We start from the raw sequence: 19,523 nt of genomic DNA on the forward strand, positions 1-19,523 counted from the left end.
CGCTGGTCGGCACCTCGGTCGGCGACTATTATGCGCGCCTTCAAATCTGCCCCCTACAAGGCGCAACCCCATGCTAGTACTGGGATTAGAAACCTCCTGCGATGAAACCGGCGTCGCATTGTACGACAGCGAACGCGGTTTGCTTGCGGACGCATTATTCAGCCAGATCGACCTGCATCGTGCCTATGGCGGTGTGGTGCCGGAGCTGGCTTCACGCGATCACGTCAAGCGCATGCTGCCCCTTATTCGCCAGACACTGGCCGAGGCGGACTGCGTGGCCACGGATATCGACGCCATTGCCTACACGGCCGGCCCTGGATTGGTCGGCGCCTTGCTGGTCGGCGCTTCGTGCGCTCAGGCGCTGGCATTCGCCTGGGATATCCCGGCGCTGGGCGTGCATCACATGGAAGGTCATCTGCTGGCCCCGATGCTGGAAGAAAACCCGCCACAGTTCCCGTTCGTCGCCTTGCTGGTGTCTGGCGGTCATACGCAGCTGGTGCGCGTCGACGGCATCGGTCAGTACGAGCTGCTGGGCGAGACCCTGGATGATGCCGCAGGCGAGGCCTTCGACAAGACCGCGAAGATGATGGGCATGCAGTACCCCGGCGGCCCGGAGATTTCAAAGGCGGCCATGCAGGGCGTGGCGGGGCGCTTTGTCTTCCCTCGGCCGATGACTGATCGGCCCGGGCTGGAATTCAGCTTCAGCGGCCTGAAAACCTCAGCGCTCAATACCTGGCAGCAATGCCGGAACGCTGGAGACGACAGTGAGCAAACCCGCTGCGACATCGCTCTGGCCTTCCAGCAGGCGGTAGTGGAGACTTTGACCATCAAGTGCAAGCGCGCGCTCAAGCAGACCGGCCTCAAGAGCCTGGTGATTGCCGGTGGCGTGAGCGCCAACAAGGCACTGCGCGCCTCGCTGGAAAGCATGCTTGGCGACTTGCGCGGGCATGTCTATTACGCACGGCCCGAGTTTTGTACCGATAACGGCGCCATGATTGCGTTTGCCGGTTGTCAGCGTTTGCAGGCCGGACAGAAGGAAGATTTGAGCATCAGCGTGCAGGCGCGCTGGCCCATGGAGCAGTTGTCGGGGCTGTGACGGCAGGCGAGGTGGGTTACGCCTCAGAAATGTCGTTCGCGCCCGGCGAGCAGGTCGCGTAGATTGCCGCGATGGCGCCAGACGATGAGCAGGGTCAACACGCTCATCGGCAGCAACGCATGAGGCTCCTGCCACGCCAGCAACGGCAGGGTCAGGGGTGTGGCGATCAGGGCTGCGAGCGAGCTGGTGCGGGTCAGGTAGAGCGTCAGCAGCCAGGCGACTATCGCCAGGGCGGCGGCAGGCGGATACAGGCCCAGCAGCACACCGGCGGCGGTCGCTACGCCTTTGCCGCCGCGAAAGCGGAAGTACAACGGGAATAGATGGCCCAGCACTGCACACACGCCGATCCAGCCCTGCTGTGCGGTGTCCATATTCCAGGCGCTGGCGATCAGGATCGGCACCAGGCCTTTGCAGAGGTCGCCGAACAGGGTCAGGATGGCGAGTTTTTTTCCGGCCAGACGCAGCATGTTGGTCGCGCCAGCATTGCCGGAGCCACTGGCGCGCGGGTCCGGCCTGCCGCTCAGGCGGCTGAGCAGAATGGCGAAGGACAGCGAGCCAAGCAGGTAGGCGAAGGTGGCCAGTAACCAAAACATGCGAACCATTCCGGGCGAGGATGCCCTGATTCTAACGGCGCATCGCGCCCTTGTCGTGCAGTGGAGAGTAGTGCTTGGACAGAGTTTTCATCGAGGGCCTTGAGGTCGATACGGTCATTGGCGCCTATGACTGGGAGCGCGGCATTCGTCAGTGCCTGCGTCTTGACCTCAGCTTCGCCTGGGACAATCGCCCCGCAGCTGCTGGGGACGATCTGAGCAAGGCTCTCGACTACGCCAGTGTTTCGACACGTATTCAGGCATTCGCCGAGCAGGCACAGTTCCAGCTGGTGGAGACCTTCGCCGAGCGACTGGCTGAAGTGCTGATGGGTGAATTCAATATTCCCTGGCTGCGCCTGAAACTGACCAAGCCCGGTGCTGTAGCGGCCGCTGCCGGTGTGGGCGTGGAGATCGAGCGCGGATGTCGCTGACGCGGATTTTCCTCGGCCTGGGGAGCAACATCGAGCGCGAGCGCCACTTGGTAGCGGGGCTTGATGCGCTGGATGGCTTCCTGACCGACCTGAGCTGTTCGCCGGTTTTTGAGAGCCATGCCGTGGGTATCAAGAGCGGGCCGTTCTTCAACCTCGTGGTGTCGGCGCTGACCGATCTGCCCTTGATGGAGCTGGATCGGCGCCTGAAATTCATCGAGGCGGACAATGGCCGCTATGCCCCGGATCGCAAAGGGTTGCCGCTGGATATCGATGTGCTGCTGTATGGCGAGCAGGTCGGTAGTTTCGACGGGTTGATTCTGCCGAGGGCGGAAATCTTAAAGAATGCCTTCGTGCTGCGCCCATTGGCGTTGATCGCCCCTGAACGTCTGCATCCTGGTGTAGGGATTGCCTTCAGCAAACTTTGGGCTGATGCGCAAATTGATCAGCAGCTTTGGCCGGTGGCGTTCGAGTGGCGCGGGCTGGCACTGACGCCTGAGGATTTGCTGCGTAGCTGAGCGTGTCCGCGCCTTCCCGCTCTAACGCTTCTCGTGCCAAGGCTGAAGATCGGACGCAGAGCGTCCAGGGCTGCGCTACCACGCGGAGCGTGGGAGCGATAACCGTGCACAAGAGCCTGTCAGGCGATGTGCTCAGCCTTGTAGGTTTTCAGTGCCTTCAAACGCTCGTTTTTCAGCGCATCACCCAGTTCCTTGCCCTTCAGACCCTGTTCCAGCAACGGCTGTACTGATACCGCGCGTGCGGCCTCGGCTGCGCCGCGCAGGTAACCGGCCTGTGGATAACTGCGTTGTTCAAAGCCGTGACGTCCTCGCGCGTCCATCTCGCACGCCGCAATGAACTCTTCAAAACGCTGCGGGCGGCGGTAGACGTCGAAGCTTTGCAGCAGCTCCAGCAGGGTCGAGGGTTTCAGCTCCAGCGCTCGGTGGCCGTGCGTGTGGTACTGGCCGACCAGCAGCGCCAGTTCCTGGCAGTCCCTGGGTACACGAAAACGCTCGTTCACCACTTTTATCAGGCGCAGGCCGGTGTGCTCATGGGCGATGTGCCTTGGCCATTCGGCTTCCGGCGTCAGCCCTTTGCCGAGGTCGTGCAGCAGGCAGGCCCAGCGAACCGTTAGCGGGTGTTTGTGGCGTGCGGACTGTTCGAGGACGCTGAGCACGTGTACACCGGTGTCTATTTCCGGGTGATGCGCCGCCGGCTGCGGTACGCCAAACAACGCTTCGACCTCCGGCATCAGCTCCTTGAGCGCGCCGCAATCGTGCAGCACCTGAATGAACACCTGAGGCTGTTCCTCCATGAGTGCGCGAGAGATCTCTTTCCAGCTTCGCTCGGCAGTCAGCGCCTTGAGTTCGCCCGATTCACTGAGCTGTCGCATCAGCCCAAGGGTCTCGGGGGCAATGGTAAAACCGTAACCGGCGTAACGTGCGGCGAATCGGGCCACGCGCAAGACCCTGAGCGGATCTTCGGCGAATGCGGGGGAAACGTGACGCAATATCCGCGCTTCCAGGTCCTTCTGGCCGTTGTAGGGATCGGTTAAATTACCGTCCTTGTCTTCCGCCATGGCGTTGATCGTCAGGTCACGCCGAATCAAATCCTGCTCAAGCGTCACCTCGGGGCTGGCGTGGAAAACAAAGCCTCCGTAGCCCACGCCGCTCTTGCGCTCGGTGCGCGCCAGCGCGTATTCCTCATTGGTCAGCGGATGCAGAAACACCGGGAAATCTGTACCGACCGGACGATAGCCCTTGATCAGCATGTCCTCGGTGTTTGCGCCGACCACGACCCAGTCGATGTCCGTGACAGGTTGACCCAGAAGACGGTCGCGTACAGCACCGCCCACTTTATAAATCTGCATAAAAAACCTCCGTAAGCGCGACAGGATAAACCTTGTGCCGTGCTTGCGGAGGCTAAAGCTGAATGAATAGGCGTTTTAAGCGCTATTGCCCTGGCGCTTAAAGGTGGACGACCGCCATATCAAGCCGGGGATATTCACTGTCGGCATGCTCGCCTTTCGGGGGGACGTGATGGGTTTTGACCACTTGATCGCCCTGCAAGGTTTCCAGGTGGATGTCAAAGCCCCACAGCCGGTGCAGGTGTTTGAGCACCTCGTCTGTCGATTCACCGAGCGGTTTGCGATTGTGCTGTTGGTGGCGCAGGGTCAGCGAGCGGTCGCCTCGGCGGTCGATGCTGTAGATCTGCACATTGGGCTCCCGATTGCCCAGATTGTACTGCGCAGCAAGTATCTCGCGGATGGTTCGGTAGCCGTTTTCATCATGAATGGCGGGCACCAGCAAGTCATCCTGCTGGTCGTCGTCCATGATGCTGAACAGTTTCAGGTCGCGAATCACCTTGGGCGACAGGTACTGGAGGATGAAGCTCTCATCCTTGAAGCTGGTCATCGCAAACTTGATCGCCGTCAGCCAGTCGGTGCCGGCGATTTCCGGAAACCACTGCCGGTCTTCATCGGTAGGGTTTTCGCACATCCGGCGGATGTCCTGATACATGGCAAAGCCCAGCGCGTAGGGATTGATGCCGCTGTAGTAGGGGCTGTCAAAACCGGGCTGAAAAATCACGCTGGTGTGCGACTGCAGGAACTCCATCATGAAGCCGTCAGTGACCAGCCCTTCGTCGTACAGGTCATTCATCAGCGTGTAATGCCAGAACGTCGCCCAGCCTTCGTTCATCACCTGGGTCTGGCGCTGTGGATAGAAGTACTGCGCAATTTTGCGCACGATGCGCACCACTTCACGCTGCCAAGGCTCCAGCAGCGGGGCGTGTTTCTCGATGAAATAGAGAATGTTTTCCTGCGGCTCGGCCGGGAAGCGTGCATTGTCTTCCTTGCTGCTTTTGTCGGCATTTTTCGGGATCGTGCGCCAAAGATCGTTGATCTGCCGCTGAAGGTGCTCCTCACGGTCCTTCTGCCGACGGCGCTCCTCTTCGGCGGAAATCGGGTACGGGCGCTTGTAGCGGTCCACACCGTAGTTCATCAACGCATGGCAGGAGTCGAGCAAGTCCTCCACGGCATCGATGCCATGGCGTTCCTCGCACTGCATGATGTACTGCTTGGCGAACACCAGGTAATCGATGATCGAGCTGGCGTCGGTCCAGGTCCGAAACAGGTAGTTGCCCTTGAAGAAACTGTTGTGGCCATAGCACGCATGGGCCACGACCAGCGCCTGCATGCAGATGGTGTTTTCTTCCATCAGGTAGGCAATACACGGGTCCGAGTTGATTACGATCTCGTAGGCCAGGCCCATCTGGCCGCGAGAATAGGACTTTTCAGTGCTGAGGAAGTGTTTGCCGTAGGACCAATGGTGATAGCCCAGCGGCATGCCCACCGAAGCATAGGCGTCCATCATCTGCTCGGCCGTGATCACTTCGATCTGGTTGGGGTAGGTATCCAGCGCATACCGCTCGGCAATCCTGCCGATTTCGCGGTCGTAGGCGCGGATCAGTTCGAATGTCCACTCTGACCCCGTGGAAAGGGGTTGGCGCTTCTGCTCTCTGGCGGTCATGACACTAACCTTCGCTGAAAGAGTTCGCGGAATACCGGATAGATATCACCGGCAGAGACCAGCTGTTGCTGGGCAAACGTGTCGGCAAAATCTTCACCGATGCGTTCGTATTCATACCACAAGGCCTGGTGCTCGCGCGGCGTGATTTCCACGTACGTGTAGTACTGCACGAAAGGCATGATCTGTTTGGTGAGAATTTCCCGGCAGATGGGCGAATCGTCGTTCCAGTTGTCGCCATCCGACGCCTGTGCCGCGTAGATATTCCAGTCACTGCTCGGGTAGCGTGCGGCCATGATTTCCTGCATCAGTTTCAAGGCGCTGGAAACGATGGTGCCGCCGGTTTCCCGGGAATAGAAAAACTCTTCCTCGTCCACTTCGCGGGCGCTGGTGTGGTGACGAATGAAGACCACGTCGATCTTGTCGTAGTTACGTTTGAGGAACAGGTACAGCAGAATGAAAAAGCGCTTGGCGATGTCCTTGGTCGCTTGGGTCATGGAGCCGGAGACGTCCATCAGGCAAAACATGACCGCTTTGGAGCTGGGGTTGGGTTGCTTGACCAGCAGGTTGTACTTGAGGTCGAAGGTGTCGAGGTAGGGCACACGACGGATGCGTGCTTTCAGTCGGTCGATCTCTACTTCCAGTTCCTGAATATCACCGAAGTTATCCGGCTCTTCACGCTTCATGCGCTCAAGCTCGGTAGTGGCCTCCCTGAGTTTCGCGCGACTGCTGCCGGACAGCGCAATGCGCCGTGCATGCGCCGAGCGCAGGGTACGGATGATGTTGATCCGCGACGGATTGCCTTCGTTACTGATCCCGGCACGCACGGTCTTGAAGGTGTCGGTGCCGGTCAGGTTGCGCTTGACCAGGTTCGGCAGCTCAAGGTCTTCGAACATGAACTCGAGAAACTCTTCCTGAGTGATCTGAAACGAAAACTCATCCATCCCTTCGCCGGAATTGCCCGCCTTGCCGGGGCCCTTGCCGCCACCGCCGCCTTGAGGGCGGGCGATGTGCTCACCTGTGGTGAACTCCTTGTTGCCAGGATGAACAACGGTCTGTTTGCCGCCGCGACCGTGGTGCAGGACCGGTTCGTCGATGTCACGCCCGGGAATGCTGATCTGCTCGCCGTGTTCCATATCAGTGATGGAGCGACGGCTGACTGCTTCCTCCACTGCTTTCTTGATGTGGTCACGGTAACGCCGCAGAAACCGCTGCCGGTTTACCGTGCTCTTGTTCTTGCCGTTGAGACGTCGGTCGATCACATAGCTCATAGGCTCCTCCGGGGAGCTTCAAGTTGTAAGCATCAAGCTGCAGGCGAGCATGCAGTCGATCCCGAGCCCGGGCCTCGATCGCTTTTCGCCTGCAGCTGATAGCTTGAAGCTTGCAGCTGCTTTACTGCGATTTCCGCACGCGCAGATACCATTCGGAAAGCAGACGTACCTGCTTGTCCGTGTAGCCCCTCTCGACCATTCGTGTCACGAAGTCGTTGTGCTTCTGCTGATCCTCTTTGCTGGCCTTGGCATTGAAGCTGATGACGGGCAGGAGATCCTCGGTGTTGGAGAACATTTTCTTCTCGATCACCACCCGCAGCTTCTCGTAGCTGAGCCAGGTAGGATTCTTGCCATTGTTGTTGGCGCGGGCACGCAGCACGAAGTTGACGATTTCGTTGCGGAAATCTTTCGGGTTGCTTATGCCAGCCGGTTTCTCGATCTTTTCCAGTTCCTCGTTCAAGGCGACGCGGTTGAGGATCTCGCCGGTTTCCGGATCGCGGTATTCCTGATCCTGAATCCAGAAGTCCGCATACAACACGTAGCGGTCGAAAATGTTCTGACCGTACTCGCTGTAGGATTCCAGGTACGCCGTCTGGATTTCCTTGCCGATGAACTCGATATAGCGCGGTGCCAGGTATTCCTTGATAAAGCGCAGATAGCGTTCGCGCGTTTCGGCAGGGAATTGCTCCTGTTCGATCTGCTGTTCCAGTACGTAAAGCAGATGCACCGGGTTGGCCGCGATTTCGTGCGGATCGAAGTTGAAGACCTTGGATAGGATCTTGAACGCGAAACGGGTCGACAGGCCATTCATGCCTTCGTCGACGCCCGCGCTGTCGCGGTATTCCTGAATCGACTTGGCTTTCGGGTCGGTGTCTTTCAGGTTCTCGCCGTCATACACGCGCATCTTGGAGTAGATGTTGGAGTTGTCCGGCTCCTTGAGGCGCGACAGTGTGGTGAACTGCGCGAGCATTTTCAGAGTGTCCGGCGCGCAGTGCGCCTTGGACAGCGAACTGTTGAACAGCAGCTTGTCGTAAATCTTGATCTCGTCGCTGACACGCAGGCAGTACGGCACCTTCACGATGTAGATACGGTCGATGAAGGCTTCGTTGTTCTTGTTGTTGCGGAAGCTGTGCCATTCCGATTCGTTGGAGTGCGCCAGCAGGATACCGTTGAACGGGATCGCGCCCAGCCCTTCGGTACTGTTGTAGTTGCCTTCCTGGGTTGCGGTGAGCAGCGGGTGAAGGACCTTGATCGGCGCCTTGAACATCTCGACGAATTCCATCAGGCCCTGGTTGGCCCGGCACAGCGCGCCCGAGTAGCTATAGGCATCGGCGTCGTTCTGCGGGAATTCTTCCAGTTTGCGGATATCCACCTTGCCGACCAGCGCAGAGATGTCCTGGTTGTTTTCATCGCCGGGTTCGGTTTTCGCCACGGCAATCTGGTTGAGAATAGAAGGGTAGAGCTTCACGACCTTGAACTGACTGATATCACCGCCGAATTCGGCCAGGCGTTTGGTTGCCCAGGGCGACATGATGGTGCTCAGGTAGCGTCGCGGAATCCCGAAGTCTTCTTCGAGAATCGCACCGTCCTCGGTGGCGTTGAACAAGCCCAAGGGCGATTCGAAGACGGGCGAGCCCTTGATGGCGTAGAACGGTACTTTTTCGATCAGTTGCTTGAGTTTTTCCGCCAGGGACGATTTACCGCCGCCCACCGGGCCGAGCAGATACAGGATTTGCTTCTTCTCTTCCAGGCCTTGGGCGGCATGGCGGAAATACGAAACGATCTGGTCGATGCATTCTTCCATTCCGTGGAAGTCGGCAAAGGCCGGATAGCGGCGTATGACCTTGTTGGAGAAAATGCGCGACAGCCTGGAGTTGGTGGAGGTATCCACCAGTTCAGGTTCGCCTATAGCCAGCAGAAGGCGTTCTGCGGCAGAGGCATAGGCGCTGCGATCCTGTTTGCAGAGCTCCAGATACTCCTGTAGCGAGAGCTCTTCTTGCCTCGTGCTTTCGAAGCGTTGTTGGAAGTGGCTGAATATACTCATGACGTCACCTCGCTCGATACGTGGAGCCGGCGGCGGATCGTCAGTCGATGCTGGCAACAACCGTAGCACTACGGCTGCTGTTTCCCCCCAGAACACCTTAAAAGTAACTACCGATGACCCACGCGCCGGTGTACCGGCTCTCCCCTGAATACGGATGGCCTAGGCTAAGGATAGTTCGGATTCGGAAAGATAAAGAAGGGATGCGCGAGAAGAGGGGGTGACCGTTCGTCAGATGGCTCGCGAGCCCGCGTAGAACGCGGGATCAGCTGTCATAAAAATATTTTCTATCAGCCTTGCACGGTTTCTTGCGGGTAAGTGGCGCGCCACAGCTCGAAACCACCGTCAACGCTGTACACATCGGAGAAACCCTGGCCGACCAGATAGGCTGCAGCGCTCTGGCTGGAGTTGCCGTGGTAACAGACGACCACCAACGGCTTGTCCAGGTCGGCCTCGCGGATGAAGTCGGCGATCGAGTGGTTGTCCAGATGCACGGAATCGGGAATGTGATTGCTCTGAAAAGCCTGTGGATCCCGAACATCGACCAGCACGGCGCCTTGCTCGCGCAGAGCCTGCGCCTGTTCAGGTGGGATTCGTTTGAATTCAGTCATTGCCTGGGCTCCTGAGCCTGAGGTTACGAAAGGGGAGTAGCGCCGGGTTGCACGCGGGTAACAAGCCCGTCGGCGGCATTGCCGATAGCATCGCAATTGCACTGATGACGTTCAAGCGTATCGACATTGAGCAGCGTCATCGAGCCGCCCCAGACACATCCGCTGTCGAGGGCAAAGACGTCCGGTTCGTCGCAGCGACCTTCCAGTGCAGCCCAGTGGCCGAAAATGATTTTCACGTCTCGGGTCTTGCGGCTCTGATGGCTGAACCAGGGCGCGTAGCCAGGTATCGCGGTGCCGACCCCTTCCTTGCTCTTCAGGTCGAGCTTGCCGTCGCTGGTGCAGAAGCGCATGCGGGTGAAGTAGTTGGTGATGACCCGCAGACGCGTCACGCCTTGCAGGTCGTTGTCCCACTTGGCTGGTTCATTGCCGTACATGCCGTCGAGAAAGGCGCCGTACAACTGATCGTCCTGCAGCGCGTGCTCGACTTCGGCGGCGTGCTTCAAGGCTTTTTTCAGTGTCCACTGCGGCGCGATACCGGCATGCACCATAGCGACATTGCGTTCTGCGTCGTAATGCATGAGCTTCTGCCGACGTATCCAGCCAAGCAGGTCGTCACGGTCTGGCGCTTCAAGGATTTCAAGCAGCGTGTCGCCTTTCTTCAGCAGCTCTTTTTTACGGGCCACTGCCAGCAGGTGCAGGTCATGATTGCCGAGCACGCACACCAGCGATTCGCGGATGCTGTACAGATAGCGAAGCGTTTCCAGCGATTGCGGGCCACGATTGACGAGGTCGCCCACCAGCCAGAGGCGATCCTGCTCCGGGTTGAAGTGGACGTGCTCGAGCAGGCATTGCAGAGGTTCAAGGCAGCCTTGCAGGTCACCCACGGCGTACACTGCCATCAGTGCAGCGAGCCCGGAACGGCCAGACGGAAAGGCTCGATAACGGCATCGAAGCGTTTGCCGTCTTCGGCAAGCATCTGGTAGGTGCCCTGCATATTGCCGACTTTGGTGGTCATGACCGTACCACTGCTGTAGGTATGGCTTTGGCCGACCTTGATCAGTGGCTGCTGGCCAACCACGCCTTCGCCCCGTACTTCCTCGACATTGCCATCACCGTCGGTAATGACCCAGTGCCGCGACAGCAGCCGGGCAGGTAACTCGCCGTTGTTGTGCACGGTGATGGTGTAGGCGAAAGCGAAGCGGTTCTGCTCGGGTTGTGACTGCTCCGAGAGGAAGCGTGTGACGACGCTGACGTCGACCTTGTAACGAGAATCGGGCATGCAATAGGCCTTGAAATCCATAGCTGCGAAAAAGGGCGTGTGCGGCAGGTAGATCAGTCTAGGACAAGTAAGCGGAAAATGAAGACCGAGCCTGCCGTTTACTTGTCCCCAGGGTTCACTCGGTCACAACTTTTTCGCTGAGAGTGTCTGCCAGACGAACGAATGCAGCCAGATCGAGCTGCTCGGGACGCAAGCTGCCGTCTACTCCGGAAGCGGTAATCTCGTCGCTGGTCAACAGCAGCTTGAGCGTGTTGCGCAGGGTCTTGCGACGCTGGTTGAACGCTTCACGCACGATGCGCTCCAGCACACGGTGATCCTTGGCAGGGTGCGGCAGTGTTTCATAAGGGACGAGGCGCACAATGGCCGAGTCCACTTTCGGCGGCGGGTTGAACGCGCCCGGTCCGACGTTGAACAGGTGTTCCACGCGGCAATGGTACTGAACCATGATCGACAGGCGGCCCCAGTCGCCACCGCCGGGTCCGGCAGCCATGCGCTCGACCACTTCCTTTTGCAGCATGAAGTGCATGTCGCGGATCAGGCTGGCGTTCTGCAGGAGGTGAAAAATCAGCGGTGTCGAGATGTTATACGGCAGGTTGCCCACCACCCGCAGGCTGCGCGGTTCGGCGCCGAGGGTGTTGAAATCGAACTTCAGCGCGTCGCCCTGATGCAGGTTGAAGTTCGGCTTGTTGGCGAACTGACCGTTCAGGATCGGGATCAGGTCCTTGTCCAGCTCGACCACGTCCAGCTGAGCGCCGCTGTCGAGCAGGCCCTCGGTCAGTGCACCCTGGCCCGGCCCGATTTCCAGCAGCCGGTCTTCAGGTTTGGCACGGATGGCGCGCAGGATCTTGTCGATAACGCCTGCATCGTGCAGGAAGTTCTGCCCGAAGCGCTTGCGCGCCCGGTGTTGGTATTGCTCGGTCATGAATGGGTCTCGGCCATCTGGTAGGCGGTTTGCAGTGCGACGTGCAGGCTGCCGGTGTCGATGTTTGCGGTGCCAGCCAGGTCCAGCGCCGTGCCATGATCGACAGAGGTGCGGATGATTGGCAGGCCGAGCGTCACATTGACCGCTGCGCCGAAACCTTTGTACTTCAGCACGGGCAGGCCCTGATCGTGGTACATCGCCAGCACTGCGTCGCAGTGCTCCAGATATTTGGGGGTAAACAGAGTGTCTGCAGGCAGCGGGCCGCGCAAGTCCAGGCCTTCGCTGCGCAGGCGCTCCAGAGCAGGTTCGATGATGTCGATTTCCTCACGACCCAGATGCCCGCTTTCGCCGGCATGAGGGTTGAGGCCGCAGACCAGAATGCGTGGGTGCGTAATGCCGAACTTGTTGACCAGATCGGCGTGCAGGATGCGTGTCACGCGCTCCAGACGATCCGCTGTGATGGCGTCGGCCACATCGCGCAACGGCAGGTGAGTGGTCACCAGTGCTACGCGCAGGTCGCCGGTCGCCAGCATCATCACCACCTGTTCGGTGTGAGTCAGTTCAGCGAGAAATTCGGTGTGTCCGGAAAACGCGATACCGCCGTCGTTGATCACGCCTTTGTGCACCGGGGCGGTGATCATGCCGCTGAACAGCCCATCCAGGCAGCCCTGGCCCGCGCGAGTCAGGGTTTCCAGGACGAATGCAGCATTGGCCTTGTTCAGCACGCCGGTTTCCACCGGAGCGGCCAGTGGCGTATCCCAGACATACAGACTGCCGGCAGGTGCAGGCAGGTCGGGGAGCGCGTCGGGCGTGACTGAGATCAGACTGACCGCCACACCCAGTTGCGCGGCCCGCTCAAGGAGCAGGTCACGGCTGGTGATGGCAATCAGGGGGTATGGCTGAGGCTGCGTGGCGAGCAGCAGGCAAAGGTCGGGACCTATGCCGGCCGGCTCGCCGGGTGTCAGTGCGAAACGCTTGGGTTTCACTGTGCAGCCTGGGTCGCGCCAGGGAGTTTGATTTCAACGTAGGCTTCGTCGCGAATCTGACGCAGCCAGGTTTGCAGCTCTTCGTCGTACTTGCGGTTACGCAATACGTTCAGCGCCTGCTGTTCACGAGCCTGATCGGTAGCGTCCGTTGAGCGACGACCGAGTACTTCGAGAACATGCCAGCCATACTGGGTCTGGAACGGTTTGGACAATTCGCCTTGTGGCGTTTCGCTCATGACCTGACGGAATTCCGGAACCAGAGAGTTAGGATCAACCCAGTTCAGATCGCCGCCATTGAGCGCAGAACCCGGATCTTCCGAAAAGCTTTTCGCCAGCTCGGCGAAATCTTCGCCGTTCTGGATGCGGTCGTAGATCTTCTGGGCAAGACGCTTGGTCTCTGCCTCGTTACGAATTTCGCTTGGCTTGATCAGGATATGACGCACATGCACTTCATCACGCATTTGCGCCTGACCCTGGCCGCCACGCTTTTCCAGCAGCTTGAGAATGATGAAACCGCCCGGCGTACGTGCAGGAGGTGTCACGTCACCGACAGGCATCGAGCTGAGCATGTCACCGAACGGCGGTGGCAGTTGTGCAGCCTTGCGCCAGCCCATGTCGCCGCCTTCCAGTGCGTTTTCGCTGGACGAGGAGGTGGCTGCGAGCCGGGTGAAGTCAGCACCTTTCTTCAGCTGGTCGTAGATACCCTTGGCCTTGGCCGCTGCAGCCTGGATGGCGTCCGAAGAAGCGCTGTCAGGCGTAGCGATCAGAATGTTGGCCAGGTGAAACTCTTCAGACAACTGAGCCTTGCCCAGATCGGAGGCGAGGAAGTTCTTCACTTCCTGCTGGGACACCTGGATACGTTCGGCCACCCGGCGCTGACGCACGCGGCTGATGATCATTTCCCGGCGCACCTGTTCGCGCGCATCGTTATAGGACAGACCGTCATGCGCCAGCGCGGCGCGGAATTGATCCACGCTCATGTTGTTGCGCTGGGCAATAGTGCCAATGGCCTGATTCAACTCGTCGTCGGAGACGCGAATGCCAGAGCGTTCGCCCATCTGCAACTGCAGGTTTTCCAGGATCAGACGATCCAGAACCTGTGGTTGCAGGGCTTCTGCAGGCGGTACACCAGAACCACGCTTGGCAATGGTCTGCTGAACTTCACGTACACGCTGGTCCATCTGGCTTTTCATGATCACGTCGTTGTCGACGATAGCCACGACACTGTCCAGAGGTTGAACCGCAGCATGCACTGCACCGCTCAGGAGTAACGCGCCCAGCATCAGCGGGCGCAGACAATCAGAAAGCTTGGTCTTCACGTTCACGATAACCTTGAATGCCTTTGTCGAGGAAGCTGTCTACCTTGGCGCCAGTGACACCGCCGAGCCCCTTCAACACGATTTGTAGGAATATGCCGCGGTCGCCTTTCTCGTTCTGAGGTGCTGCCTGGCTGAACTCGTCGTAGTCGATCCAGTAGCGATTGACCAGACGCATTTTCCAGCAGCAGTTGTCGTACTCGAACCCGCCGAAAGCTTCGATGGTGCGTTCACGGTTGTAGTCATACTGCCAGCGGCTGATCAGGCTCCACTGCGGCACGATCGGCCAGATGACCGAGAAATCGTGCTGCTGAATCTTGTAGTAGTCCTTCACATAGTTTGGCGAACCCGGGGTGCCGTAGTCGCCACCACCCACGACCCAACGGCCGGTGCTTTCGTCGTAACGAATCTGGTCGTTGCGATAGCGGTAGCCAAGGTTGACGACCTTGTTCGGGTTGTCTTCAGGCTGGTAGTGGAACATTGCGCTGCCCGAACGGGTGCTTCGGCTGTCCGGATCCCAGTTGAAATCGGAGTTGAAGCGCCAGTCGCGGTTGAAGCGGTATTCGTATTCCAGTGCATAAGGCGAAACGTTGGAGCGCGCATCATCACGATCCGCGAACACCACGCCCGGCAACTGCACCTTGCGGTCTTCGAAATACAGCGCCTGACCGATGCTGAAGCGTTGACGTTCGAAGCCGTTTTCCTCGATCCAGCGGTTGGTGACGCCCAGCGACAGCTTGTTCTCGTCGCCGATGCGGTCGGAACCGGTGAAGCGGTTGTCACGGAACAGCGAAGCGAAGTTGAAGGTGCTTTCGCTGGTGTCGAATACCGGGATGTCGGTCTGGTCTTTCTCTGGAACATAGAGATAGAACAGGCGCGGCTCCAGGGTCTGGCGATAATCCTTGCCGAACCAGTTGGTATTGCGGTCGAAGTACAGGCCGCTGTCTACGCTGAAGATCGGCACGCTGCGGCTTTGGCTGCTGCTGTACTCTTCGCCTGCCAGGAGCGTGTTTTTGCCCTGACTGTCGAGATCCAGATCGTATTGCGTGTAGACATACTTCAGCTTCGGCGTCAGGAAGCCATAGGTCCAGTTCATCGGCAGGCTGACCGACGGTGCCAGGTTCAGACGATCGCCGTTGGCGCGAGCCAGGCCGGCGATGTTGTTGTCCAGACGTGTCTCGGAGTTGCCGTCTTCATCGATGAACGCGCCGCTGCGCAGGTCACGTTCGAAGCGCACCGCTTCAGTCTGATAATCGAACTTCAGGCCGCCGGGGTTGTAGGGCAACGTACCGTTCAGTGTCAGCTGAGGCAGGCGGTTGTACGGCGTAACGTTGGCAACCGTCGCCAGCTTGTAGGCCTGAGCATTGAGCACTGCCGAGAAGCTGTCGCCACGGTAGGTCAGGGAGCCTTGCTGGTTGAGGAAGTCAGTCCTTTTAACGCCGATCTGATCGGTTTCCAGATCCTGGAAGTAGTACGGATCGCTGATGTCGGTGTAATCGACCTGGGTCAGCCAGCGCGTATCAAGCCCGCCCTTGTGCTGCCAGTTGATCATCCAGCGGGTCTTGTCGTAGTCCGACTGCAGTTTGCGGTCGTCGTTTTCGTCATTCAGGTACGCGCCGCCAAACTGACCTTCGCTGCCTTTGGTCAGGTAGCGGAACTCGCCTTCCATCAGCAAGCCACGATCAGCCATGTAACGCGGGTACAACGTGGCGTCGTAGTTCGGCGCCAGGTTGAAGTAGTACGGGGTGACCAGCGTGAAGCCGTTGTCGCCGCCTGCTGCAATGGACGGCGGCAGGAAACCGGACTGACGACGGTCGTCGATCGGGAAGTAGATGTACGGCGTGTACAGAACCGGTATGTCCTTGACCCGCAGGGTAACGTTGGTCGCTGTACCGAAGCCGGTGGCCGGGTTCAGCGTGATGTTGTTGCCCTTGAGCGTCCAGGCGTTGCTGTTCGGCTCGCACGTCGTGTAGGTACCGTCCTTGAGCCGGATGATCGCGTTCTCTGCACGCTTGGCGTACAGGGCGTTACCGCGAATATTCGACTTGTGCAGGACGTACTCGGCGTTGTCGACACGGGCTTCGCCGGTATCGAGTTGCAGTTCGGCCTTGTCACCGACGATCAGTGCACCATTGTCGCGCAGACGGACATCGCCGTTCAGCTCGCCACGGTTCTCGGCCTGATGCAGTGCAGCCTCCTGGGCCTGCACCTGCATGCTGCCCTGGCGCATCACGACATCACCCGCCAGCGTGGCGACCTGCGCTTCCTGTTCGTAACGCGAAGCCTTGGCTCCGACGAACATCGGCGCGTCTTTCATCGGCGTCTTGTCGTCCATGCCAGGACGGATCGGCTCGACGTAGGCACCCGAGCAATACGGGCCGGTCTCGGCCAGTTGCGCTGCGGTAAGCTTTTCGCGAGGAACCCAATCGAGGTGGCTGTAGTCAGCACTACGCGACTTCAGACCTTTGCCCTTGGCTTCAGTGACCAGTTGCGTACCCGCAGACTGTTCACCCGAAGAGGTGCCTTGTGAGGTGACCGTGCCGTTGGAACTGACCGACGTCGTGTCATGCACGGGGCGCGGAGGCAGATCCACTGCAGCAGCATTGGATTTCGGCGCACAGTTCCAGGCACCCGAAGCAGAGACTGAGCAGTCATACTGTTCCGCGGCGACCACGAACTGAGTGGCCAGAGGTTGCATCGCCAGCAGACTGCCGGTTACGAGCAACGGAAATTTTTTACGAAACGCGGGGGATTTCAATGCCATCTTATTAGTCCGGGCTTCCTGCGCGCCATCTGCCCGCGGGGGGGCCGCACGCCTCTCGATGGGCTGAAAAAGATTCCGGATAATAAAGCATGACCCGCTTGACGGCTAGCGCCGTCGGAGACCCTTGTAATGTCAGATCAAGATATACGCCTGCAATCCCTGAAAGTTTGGCTCGATGAGCAGTTGCCAGCGCTGTTTTCGGCGCACGGTTGGGGCGCTGTGCCCCCGGCTACATTGACTGCGGCCAGTAGTGACGCAAGTTTTCGCCGTTATTTTCGCTGGGAGGGTGCGGGCCGAACTTTTATTGTCATGGACGCCCCTCCACCGCAGGAAAACTGCAAACCGTTCGTGGATATCGCTCATTTATTGGAAAAGTCGGGCATTAATGTTCCAAAAATTTATGCCGAAGACCTGACACAAGGCTTTTTGCTGCTCAACGATCTGGGCCGCCAGACTTATCTGGATGTCATTGACGCCGATAATGCCGATGCCTTGTTCGCTGATGCTATCCAGGCGTTGCTGGCCTACCAGCAACTGCCTATGGACGCGCCGTTGCCCAGCTATGACGTGGCGTTGCTGCGCCGTGAGCTGGAGCTGTTTCCCGAGTGGTACGTAAAGCGGCACCTGGGTATCGAGATGGACGAGGCGCAGTTGAGCGACTGGCAGCAGGTCAGCGAGCTGTTGATCAACAGCGCCCTGGCACAGCCCAAAGTACTGGTGCATCGCGACTATATGCCGCGAAACCTGATGATCAGCGAGCCCAACCCGGGCGTGCTGGATTTCCAGGATGCGGTCTATGGCCCGGTCACCTATGACGTGACATGCCTGTTCAAGGACGCATTCCTGAGCTGGCCGCAGGAGCGTGTCAGTGACTGGCTGCGCACCTACTGGGATCAGGCGCGTGCCGTCGGCATTCCGGTACAGGAAGATTTTGCCGCATTCGAGCGCGCCAGTGATCTGATGGGCGTACAGCGACATTTGAAGGTGATCGGCATTTTTGCCCGCATTTGCCACCGAGATGGGAAACCGCGCTACCTGGAAGACGTTCCGCGCTTTTTCGCTTATATAGAGGCGGTTTTGTCGCGTCGCCCAGAGCTGGCGCAACTCGGGCAGTTGCTCACCAGTCTGCAACCGGTAGACGCGGCTGTCTGAAAGGACAGAGACGGCCAGCGTGAGAGAGCCGTTTTAGACATGGCCGCCTTGAAAGATGGCCATTTTGGAAAAGATCTTGATTGTGTCGAAGAGGACTGCATGAAAGCGATGATTCTCGCCGCCGGTAAAGGCGAGCGAATGCGCCCGTTGACCCTGCACACACCCAAACCGTTGGTACGTGTCGGTGATGTGCCGTTGATCGAATACCACCTGAGCGCCTTGCGCGATGCAGGGTTTCACCAACTGGTCATCAACCATGCGTGGCTGGGCCAGCAGATCGAGGATTACCTGGGTGACGGTCAGCGTTTCGACCTGAGCATCCGTTATTCGCCTGAAGGCATGCCGCTGGAAACGGGCGGTGGCATTCAGCGTGCATTGCCGCTGCTTGGCCTTGAGCCGTTCGTGGTGATCAACGGGGATATCTGGACCGATTACGACTTCGGCGCATTGCGCGTGCCGCTTGCGGGCCTTGCGCATCTGGTATTGGTCGATAACCCTGCGCACCATCCGACGGGTGATTTCTCACTGGTTGACGGTCAGGTGCGCGACGACGATTCGGCAGGTCAGCGGTTGACGTACAGCGGCATCGCCATCCTCCATCCACAGCTGTTTGCCAACTCTGAGCCCGGCGCGTTCAAGCTCGCGCCGCTGTTGCGCGAGGCGATGCATAAGGGACTGGTCACGGGCGAGCACTACCGAGGGCGCTGGGTCGATGTCGGTACCCACGAGCGCCTGGCTGAAGCCGAGCAGATGCTTGCGGAGACTCGCTGAATGCTTTGGCCCGGCACATTGATCGGCGCTGGAGTCGGTTACGCAATGGCCAGTATTCCAGGTGCAATGCTCGGTGCTCTATTGGGGCAGGCGCTGGACCGGCGCCTGAAGCTGCAAAGCTGGGCGCATCTGCGTGAGCGTCTGGGTGGGCGTGCAACGATTCCCCAGGACGACCTGCTGTTCGTGTTACTGGGCCGTCTGGCCAAAAGTGACGGACGGGTTCTGGCCAGCCATATCCACCAGGCACGTATCGAGATGCGCCGTTTGAATCTGAACGAGACGGATCAGTTGCGCGCCATCAACGCTTTCAAGCGCGGCCGCGACGGCTCCGATGGCCTGCGCAGTTATCTGCGTGGTCTGCAACGGCAGCCGGACATTGCCGAAGACATGTTGCGCGCCTGTTGGCGGATGGCCTGGGCGGACGGCAAGGCTTCTCGGGTCGAGCGCGAGCTGATCGGGGTATGGGGCATGTGGCTTGGCTGGACAGGGCCGCAGGTCGAGGCGCTGGCGGCTGACCACGACCCTATGAAGCGTTCACCGATCAGCAGCGGCGACGACTACAAAAGTGCGATGACGCTGCTGGGGATAAGGTCGGACACGGATCCTCTGAGCATCAAGCGTGCCTACCGGCGTCTGCTCAGCCGGCATCACCCTGACAAGATTGCCGGCTCGGGCGCCAATCCGCAGCAAGTGCGGGTGGCGACCGAGAAGACCAGCGAGTTGCACAATGCCTATCGGGTGGTGAAAGCCCGACGCGGGTTCAACTGAACCT

The 19,523-nt window shown here is 59.2% G+C and carries 18 protein-coding genes; 6 read left to right on the top strand and 12 right to left on the bottom strand.

Annotated features, from left to right (window positions below):
* Positions 1–70 precede the first annotated feature (70 nt).
* Entirely contained in the window at positions 71–1,096 is a 1,026-nt protein-coding gene (gene tsaD / locus PCPL58_RS05010; RefSeq protein WP_003372796.1) for a tRNA (adenosine(37)-N6)-threonylcarbamoyltransferase complex transferase subunit TsaD, read from the top strand.
* 23 nt (positions 1,097–1,119) lie between these two features.
* Here tsaD and plsY read toward each other — a convergent pair whose 3' ends face one another.
* Entirely contained in the window at positions 1,120–1,689 is a 570-nt protein-coding gene (plsY, locus tag PCPL58_RS05015; protein ID WP_024663250.1) for a glycerol-3-phosphate 1-O-acyltransferase PlsY, read from the bottom strand.
* A 74-nt stretch (positions 1,690–1,763) separates the two neighbouring features.
* Here plsY and folB point away from each other — a divergent pair, with 74 nt between their 5' ends.
* Positions 1,764–2,117: a dihydroneopterin aldolase gene (gene folB / locus PCPL58_RS05020; RefSeq protein WP_003316242.1), complete on the top strand. Its 354-nt coding sequence runs from the start codon at positions 1,764–1,766 to the stop codon at positions 2,115–2,117.
* Complete coding sequence (gene folK, locus PCPL58_RS05025; RefSeq protein ID WP_065348943.1) at positions 2,108–2,632, top strand: 2-amino-4-hydroxy-6-hydroxymethyldihydropteridine diphosphokinase; 525 nt, start codon at positions 2,108–2,110, stop codon at positions 2,630–2,632. Before folB ends, folK begins: the two co-directional genes overlap by 10 nt.
* A gap of 119 nt (positions 2,633–2,751) precedes the next feature.
* Here the strand turns inward: folK and PCPL58_RS05030 are convergent, their stop codons facing one another.
* From PCPL58_RS05030 to PCPL58_RS05080, 11 genes are all read right to left on the bottom strand, one after another.
* On the bottom strand, positions 2,752–3,981 hold the full coding sequence (locus tag PCPL58_RS05030) for a multifunctional CCA addition/repair protein (protein WP_065348944.1): 1,230 nt from the start codon (positions 3,979–3,981) through the stop codon (positions 2,752–2,754).
* A gap of 97 nt (positions 3,982–4,078) precedes the next feature.
* Positions 4,079–5,641 carry a SpoVR family protein gene (locus PCPL58_RS05035; protein WP_003433256.1) on the bottom strand — a complete coding sequence of 521 codons (1,563 nt, stop codon included), beginning with the start codon at positions 5,639–5,641 and terminating at the stop codon, positions 4,079–4,081.
* Complete coding sequence (locus PCPL58_RS05040) at positions 5,638–6,909, bottom strand: YeaH/YhbH family protein (RefSeq protein WP_003433255.1); 1,272 nt, start codon at positions 6,907–6,909, stop codon at positions 5,638–5,640. Before PCPL58_RS05040 ends, PCPL58_RS05035 begins: the two co-directional genes overlap by 4 nt.
* 121 nt (positions 6,910–7,030) lie before the next feature.
* Positions 7,031–8,953 carry a PrkA family serine protein kinase gene (locus PCPL58_RS05045; RefSeq protein ID WP_003372786.1) on the bottom strand — a complete coding sequence of 641 codons (1,923 nt, stop codon included), beginning with the start codon at positions 8,951–8,953 and terminating at the stop codon, positions 7,031–7,033.
* Positions 8,954–9,240: 287 nt separating this feature from the next.
* Positions 9,241–9,561 (bottom strand): thiosulfate sulfurtransferase GlpE, encoded by a 321-nt coding sequence (gene glpE / locus PCPL58_RS05050; RefSeq protein ID WP_003372784.1) that lies wholly within the window; start codon positions 9,559–9,561, stop codon positions 9,241–9,243.
* A 23-nt stretch (positions 9,562–9,584) separates the two neighbouring features.
* Positions 9,585–10,460 (bottom strand): symmetrical bis(5'-nucleosyl)-tetraphosphatase, encoded by an 876-nt coding sequence (locus PCPL58_RS05055; RefSeq protein WP_065348945.1) that lies wholly within the window; start codon positions 10,458–10,460, stop codon positions 9,585–9,587.
* On the bottom strand, positions 10,460–10,840 hold the full coding sequence (apaG, locus tag PCPL58_RS05060) for a Co2+/Mg2+ efflux protein ApaG (protein ID WP_003316251.1): 381 nt from the start codon (positions 10,838–10,840) through the stop codon (positions 10,460–10,462). The genes PCPL58_RS05055 and apaG overlap by 1 nt, the downstream gene beginning before the upstream one ends.
* Before the next feature lie 115 nt (positions 10,841–10,955).
* A complete protein-coding gene (gene rsmA, locus PCPL58_RS05065) occupies positions 10,956–11,762 on the bottom strand; it encodes a 16S rRNA (adenine(1518)-N(6)/adenine(1519)-N(6))-dimethyltransferase RsmA (RefSeq protein ID WP_003433248.1) in 807 nt (268 codons plus the stop codon).
* Positions 11,759–12,748, bottom strand: a complete 990-nt coding sequence (gene pdxA / locus PCPL58_RS05070) for a 4-hydroxythreonine-4-phosphate dehydrogenase PdxA (protein ID WP_065348946.1) — start codon at positions 12,746–12,748, stop codon at positions 11,759–11,761. The genes rsmA and pdxA overlap by 4 nt, the downstream gene beginning before the upstream one ends.
* Positions 12,745–14,067 (bottom strand): peptidylprolyl isomerase, encoded by a 1,323-nt coding sequence (locus PCPL58_RS05075; protein WP_003433245.1) that lies wholly within the window; start codon positions 14,065–14,067, stop codon positions 12,745–12,747. The genes pdxA and PCPL58_RS05075 overlap by 4 nt, the downstream gene beginning before the upstream one ends.
* Positions 14,048–16,828, bottom strand: a complete 2,781-nt coding sequence (locus tag PCPL58_RS05080; RefSeq protein WP_003433243.1) for an LPS-assembly protein LptD — start codon at positions 16,826–16,828, stop codon at positions 14,048–14,050. Before PCPL58_RS05080 ends, PCPL58_RS05075 begins: the two co-directional genes overlap by 20 nt.
* Positions 16,829–16,957: 129 nt before the next feature.
* Between PCPL58_RS05080 and PCPL58_RS05085 the strand changes: the two genes are divergently transcribed.
* The 3 genes from PCPL58_RS05085 (at position 16,958) to PCPL58_RS05095 (ending at position 19,519) form a co-directional block, all read left to right on the top strand.
* A complete protein-coding gene (locus tag PCPL58_RS05085; protein WP_044309473.1) occupies positions 16,958–17,980 on the top strand; it encodes an aminoglycoside phosphotransferase family protein in 1,023 nt (340 codons plus the stop codon).
* 99 nt (positions 17,981–18,079) lie between these two features.
* Positions 18,080–18,751 carry an N-acetylmuramate alpha-1-phosphate uridylyltransferase MurU gene (gene murU, locus PCPL58_RS05090; protein ID WP_003433236.1) on the top strand — a complete coding sequence of 224 codons (672 nt, stop codon included), beginning with the start codon at positions 18,080–18,082 and terminating at the stop codon, positions 18,749–18,751.
* A complete protein-coding gene (locus PCPL58_RS05095; RefSeq protein ID WP_065348947.1) occupies positions 18,752–19,519 on the top strand; it encodes a TerB family tellurite resistance protein in 768 nt (255 codons plus the stop codon). It begins immediately after the preceding gene.
* Positions 19,520–19,523 lie beyond the last annotated feature (4 nt).

It is taken from the genome of Pseudomonas cerasi (assembly GCF_900074915.1).
Taxonomy (GTDB): domain Bacteria; phylum Pseudomonadota; class Gammaproteobacteria; order Pseudomonadales; family Pseudomonadaceae; genus Aquipseudomonas; species Aquipseudomonas cerasi.